The 5,351-nt window shown below is 62.9% G+C and carries 4 protein-coding genes and 1 pseudogene; 1 reads left to right on the top strand and 4 read right to left on the bottom strand.

Going from position 1 to position 5,351, the window contains the following annotated elements:
• The 4 genes from EOA24_RS26330 to EOA24_RS26345 all read right to left on the bottom strand — a co-directional run.
• Positions 1 to 966: ABC transporter permease (locus EOA24_RS26330; RefSeq protein ID WP_126081362.1), on the bottom strand; the 966-nt coding region annotated here is incomplete at its 3' end.
• Positions 966 to 1,919 carry an ABC transporter permease gene (locus tag EOA24_RS26335; RefSeq protein ID WP_126081361.1) on the bottom strand — a complete coding sequence of 318 codons (954 nt, stop codon included), beginning with the start codon at positions 1,917 to 1,919 and terminating at the stop codon, positions 966 to 968. The genes EOA24_RS26335 and EOA24_RS26330, both read right to left, overlap by 1 nt.
• Positions 1,916 to 3,454: a sugar ABC transporter ATP-binding protein gene (locus EOA24_RS26340; RefSeq protein WP_126081360.1), complete on the bottom strand. Its 1,539-nt coding sequence runs from the start codon at positions 3,452 to 3,454 to the stop codon at positions 1,916 to 1,918. The genes EOA24_RS26335 and EOA24_RS26340 overlap by 4 nt, the downstream gene beginning before the upstream one ends.
• A gap of 76 nt (positions 3,455 to 3,530) precedes the next feature.
• Positions 3,531 to 4,736: a substrate-binding domain-containing protein gene (locus EOA24_RS26345; RefSeq protein ID WP_126081359.1), complete on the bottom strand. Its 1,206-nt coding sequence runs from the start codon at positions 4,734 to 4,736 to the stop codon at positions 3,531 to 3,533.
• A 291-nt stretch (positions 4,737 to 5,027) separates the two neighbouring features.
• Between EOA24_RS26345 and EOA24_RS26350 the strand changes: the two are divergent.
• Positions 5,028 to 5,351: pseudogene (locus EOA24_RS26350) on the top strand (electron transfer flavoprotein subunit beta/FixA family protein); the annotation flags it as partial.

The following is a 5,351-nucleotide window of genomic DNA, read 5'->3' on the forward strand; positions in this document are numbered from 1 at the left end:
TGCGAGCCTTGTGCGGTAAAACGCGGCCGCGCCGATGATGATGATGCCCTTGATGATGAGTTGCATCTCGATCGGAAAGCCCAGCAAAAGCACCAGATTGTTGATGACGACCAGCACCGCGACGCCAAGCAGCGCGGCAAAGATGTTGCCGCGTCCGCCCGTCAGCGCCACGCCGCCCATGACCGCCGCGACGATCGAATCCAGCTCGTAACCCTGGCCGACCCAGTTGGAAACCGTCCCGACATAGCCGAGCAGGAACAGGCCTCCTATGCCTGCGCAGACCGAGCAGATGACATAGCAGAAGATGATGACGCGATCGGGCGCGACACCATTGAGGAACGCCGCCTTGCGATTGCTGCCCACCATGAATATCTCGCGCCCGAGACGCGAGCGATGAAGCACGATGCCGAAAACGATCGCCAGCAGCGCCAGGGTGATCAGGTTGACCGGGATGCCGAGGATGCGGCCCGACGCAAGAAAGCCCATGCCCGGCGGCAGGGTGCTGATCGGGGCGCCGCCCGTATAGGCAAAGCGGACGCCCTGCAGGATGATCATCATGGCGAGCGTGGCAAGGAACGGACTGACGTTGCGCTTGGCGATCAGCCAGCCGTTGACGAGGCCGACGACGGCGGAGAAGGCGATCGCCGCCACGAAGATCAGAGGGATCGCGTCATTGGTCGTCGCCTTGAAGGCGGTTGCAAGCACGGCCACCGTCGCCATCAGCGAGGCCACCGACAGGTCAAGTCCGCGCACCAGGATGACGAAGGTCTGACCGACCACCACCATGCCGAGCGGGGCCGCGATGGTGAGCACGTTAACCAGGTTGGCCGGCTGCAGGAAAGTGGGCGAGAGCGCTGCCGCGACCAGCAGCAGCGCGAGGAGGAAGACGATCAATCCATAGCGCTCGAAAACCGAGGCGACGGACATGCCTCGCGACCGGGGCAGCGGTGTCTCCAGCGGTGCCATCACTGCCTCCGCCTCGTGGTGTGGATGCTGACGGCGATGATGATGATCAGGCCCTGGATTACCCACTGGTAATAGGAAGACACGTTGAGGAAGTTCAGCAAATTGTTGAGCATCGTCACCAGGAGCACGCCGAGCAGCGTGCCGAGCACGCCGCCGCGCCCGCCGGCGAGAACCGTGCCGCCAACCACCACCGGCGTGATCGATTGCAGCGTCAAGGCGGTGCCGATGCGCGGGTCGCCGACTCCGGTGCGGGCCGTCAGGAAGATCGCCGCCAGCCCGGCGCACAGGCCGGAGAGCGCATAGACCATGACCACGATGCGGTTCACTGGTAGGCCGTTCAGCCGCGCCGCCTCGCGGTCGCCGCCGACGAAATAGATACTGCGGCCCGAGCGCGAGCGCTGCAGCCAGAGCCCGGCAAGCGCGAAGACCGCCACAAGAACGATCGCCGTCACCGGGATGCCCCACAGCTTGGCGTAGGAAAAGTCGGCTAGCCCACGCGGGACCGATCCGCCCGGCTCCTTGTTGTACATCAGCGTGCCGCCAAAGATGATCGACGACATGCCGAGCGTCACGATCAGCGGATGGACGCGCAGCACGATGGTGAGAAGGCCGTTGAGCGCGCCGATCGCCGTCGCGGCGATCAGGGCGAGCGGCAGAGCCAGCCAGAGCAAGTCCGGCCGCCATTCGAGGAAATGCGCGATGAATACGGTCGATGCGCTGACCAGTGAGCCGACCGCAAGATCGATGCCGCCGAGCAGCACTACGAATGTCTGGCCGAGGCTGACCATGCCCAGCACGACGAGTTGCTGGAATAGGTTGCCGAAATTGCGCCAGGTGAGGAACCGATCGGACAGGAAGCCACCCGCCACAACAAGCAGGATGAGCAACGCCACCACGATGACATAGGACAACGAGAGCCGGTTGCGGCGGAACTCGGCGACGACAGCGCTCATGCGACCTGCTCCAGCCGGGCCGCCTTGCCCTCGCGCCGGTCGACCGAGCGCACCGCGAGATCCATGATCGCCTCCTCGGTGGCGGACGCGCCATCGATCTCGCCCGCGACATGGCCCTGCGACATCACGAAGATGCGATCCGACAGACCGATGATCTCCGGCAGCTCGGAGCTGATCATGAGGATGCCCACACCCTGCTCCGCCAGGCTGCGCACGATACGGTAGATCTCGACCTTGGCGCCGATGTCAACGCCGCGCGTCGGCTCGTCGAGGATGAGAAGCTTTCGGGCAATGCGCGACCAGCGGCCGAAAAGCACCTTCTGCTGGTTGCCGCCGGAAAGATTGCCGACCTTGACCTCCGGCGAAGGCGCGGCCACGGCGAAGTTGTTTATTTGCTCTAGCGCGATGTCGCGCTCGCCGCGCCGATCGATCAGTCCTCGCCTGGTGACGCCTGCCAGATCGGGCGCCATGACATTTGCGGAGATCGGCAGGCCGAGGAAGAGCCCCTCGTCCTTGCGGTTCTCGGTGAGGAAGCCAAGGCCGTTGCGGATTGCCTCCCGCGGCATGCGACGATCGAACGGCTTACCATCGAACTCGATCGTGCCGCCGTCGAGGTCGCGCACACCGAAGATGACCTCTGCAACTTCCGTGCGGCCGGAGCCGACCATGCCCGCGATGCCGACGACCTCGCCCGGCTTGACCGCGATGCTGACATTGCGCACGCGATGACCGGCGCGAAGGTTGCTGACCTTGAGGATGTCCGGCCCGCTGGCTGGCGCCTTGCGGCGTGCCGGATAGATCTGCTCGAGGCGGCGTCCGACCATTTTGGTGATCATCTCATCGCGTGTCAGGTCGCCGACAGGACCAGTACCCGCCACTTGTCCATCCTTCAGGATCGTTACGCGGTCGGCGATCTCGAAGATCTCTTCCAGCCGGTGCGAGACATAGACGATGCCAACGCCTTCGCGCTTCAGGCGCCGCATGTTGTCGAACAGGAGATCGACCTCGTGGCCGGAGATCACGGCCGTCGGCTCGTCGAGCACGAGGAGCCTCACCTCGCCGACCAGCGCCTTGGCGATCTCGACCATCTGCTGGTCGGCAAGCGGCAATTCGTCGATCTTGGCATGGGTAGAGATCTTCACGCCGAGCTGCGACAGGATCTCGGCTGCCCGCGCATGGCGGGCACGGCCCGAGATCAACCCCAGGCCGTTGCGCGGCTGCGCGTCGACCAGGATGTTCTCGGCGACGGAAAGCTCGGGAAACAGAGCGAGCTCCTGATGGATGACGTGGATGCCCGCCGCGCGCGCCTGCTTGGGCGACTGCCAGGAAACCGGCTTGCCCAGATAAGTCATGTTGCCGCCATTCGGTTTGATGGCGCCGCCCATGACGCGGATGAGCGTGGATTTTCCCGCGCCGTTTTCGCCGAGAAGGGCATGTATCTCGCCAGGACGAACGGCAAAATCCACCTTGTCCAGGGGTTTTACGCCCGGATACTCCTTCTCGATGCGACTGAGCTCGATGACGGGAGTGACCATTTATCCGATGCTCGAAATTCCGGTTACACCAGGGTGTGCGTCCAAAGGAACGCACACCCTGGCCAGGCTGGGAGGCTTACTTCGGATAATCGGGCTTGAACGTGCTCGGATTATATCCGGCCGGCAAGCCGTTGCTCGGCGACAGGTCGCCCGGGTCACTCATGCTGACATGGTCGAGAAGATGGCGGTCGCCCTTGACCGAAACCGTGTCGGCTCCGGGCGAGGTCACCACATTGAAACTGACCTCGACCTTCTCGGGAACCGGGATGCCCTTCATGACGTCGAGCACGGTCTCGATGCCGGTGATGCCCATCGAGGTCGGATAGTCGATGCCGACCATCTTGATGTTGTGCTGCGAGGCCAGTTGATACATCAAGGCGATGTCGCCGCCGGTCATCGGCGGAATTTCGCCGTCCTTGTAGCCGGCCGCGAGGAAAGCCTGGATAGCGCCGGAGCCCTGCAGCGCGCTGTCGGCCAGCACGCCGTTGATCTCCTTGCCGTGCTTCTGGATGAGCGCGGCCATCACTGATTTGCCGGTCGCGGGGTTCCAGTCGCAATATTGCTTCTCCAGCACCTTGATGCCGGGGAACTTCCCGAACACCTCCTCATTCGCCTTGATACGGATTTCAGCGACGCTCGAGCCGGCGATGCCGGGCAGCATGACGATGTTGCCCTTTCCGCCGAGCGTCTCGCACAGCCACAGGGCTTCGAGGCGACCGAGCGCCCAGTCCGAGGCGGTGATGTAGGTGATGTAGTTGCTTGCCGTCTTCACCTTGCGGTCGACCATGATGACGGGAATGCCCTGCTCCATGGCGCGGCCGACGACGGAGTCCAACGCGTCTTCCGTCGCGGCTGCGATCAGCAAGACGTCGACGCCCTGGCTGATCAGGTCCTGGATGTCGGCGATCTGCTTGGAGGGATCGTCATTGGCGTCGGTCGCCAGAAGATGCGCAATCTCGTCGCGATGCTGGCCGGCCGCCCAGAACACGCCGTGCTGGAAGGCCACGCGCCAGGCATTGGATATCGAGGCGTTGGAGAAGCCGATCGTATAGGGCCCCTCCTTCTTCCACTTCGAAGTGTCGACCATCGAGTTGGCGTTCGGATTCCAAATCCAGGTCCGCGGCACCCCGTAATAGCCGGGCTTGGCTTCCTCCGCCGCGGCAGGGGCAGTGGCGCCAAGTCCCAGGGCCGAAACCGCGCCGGCGGCCGCCATAGCGGCAGGCGCTTTGCGGATCAAGCTCGCTCGCGATATTTTTTGATCGAAGATACTCTTTACAGTCATACTTTCCTCCTCCTGGGCACCTTTTCGGATGCTGATTGTTCCTACCCCAAGTAAAAACTGAATAATTTATGGTATATTTCGCAACTTATATCGAAAAATACAAAGCGCCCGGCCACAGCCGATTGCCCAGGCCTCCCAACGCTTCGAATTAGCGGACGCATCGCCGCGAAGGTCAATCACCTGAGTTGTAATAGCTGCTATTACGATTTTCTCGATTGGGCACAGCAACGGTTGCGATCTAATAGGCCGCAGGTACCGGAAGGGTTGAGGTCACCCGGGGAGGATCGACGCTTGAAAATTCTCGTTGTGCTGCGAATGATTCCGGATTCCGCGGGCGAGCTCGAACTGACGGGCGACGGACGCGGCATCGACCGCGAATGGCTGGATTTCCAGCTCAATGATTTCGACGACCATGCGCTCGAAGAGGCTATCCTCCTGAAGGAAGCGTCCGGCGCGACGGTCGTCGCCGTCGCCATCGGCGAAGGCAGTAATCGTGTGCTGCAGATGGCGGTTGCGCGCGGCGCAGACGAGGCGGTTGCGGTCGAAGCTGAAGGCGATGGCATGATTGACTCGCGCGCGATTGCCGGTTCGATCGTCGCGCTCGCCCGCTCGAAG

The sequence above is a fragment of the Mesorhizobium sp. M2A.F.Ca.ET.039.01.1.1 genome (assembly GCF_003998035.1).
Taxonomy (GTDB): domain Bacteria; phylum Pseudomonadota; class Alphaproteobacteria; order Rhizobiales; family Rhizobiaceae; genus Mesorhizobium.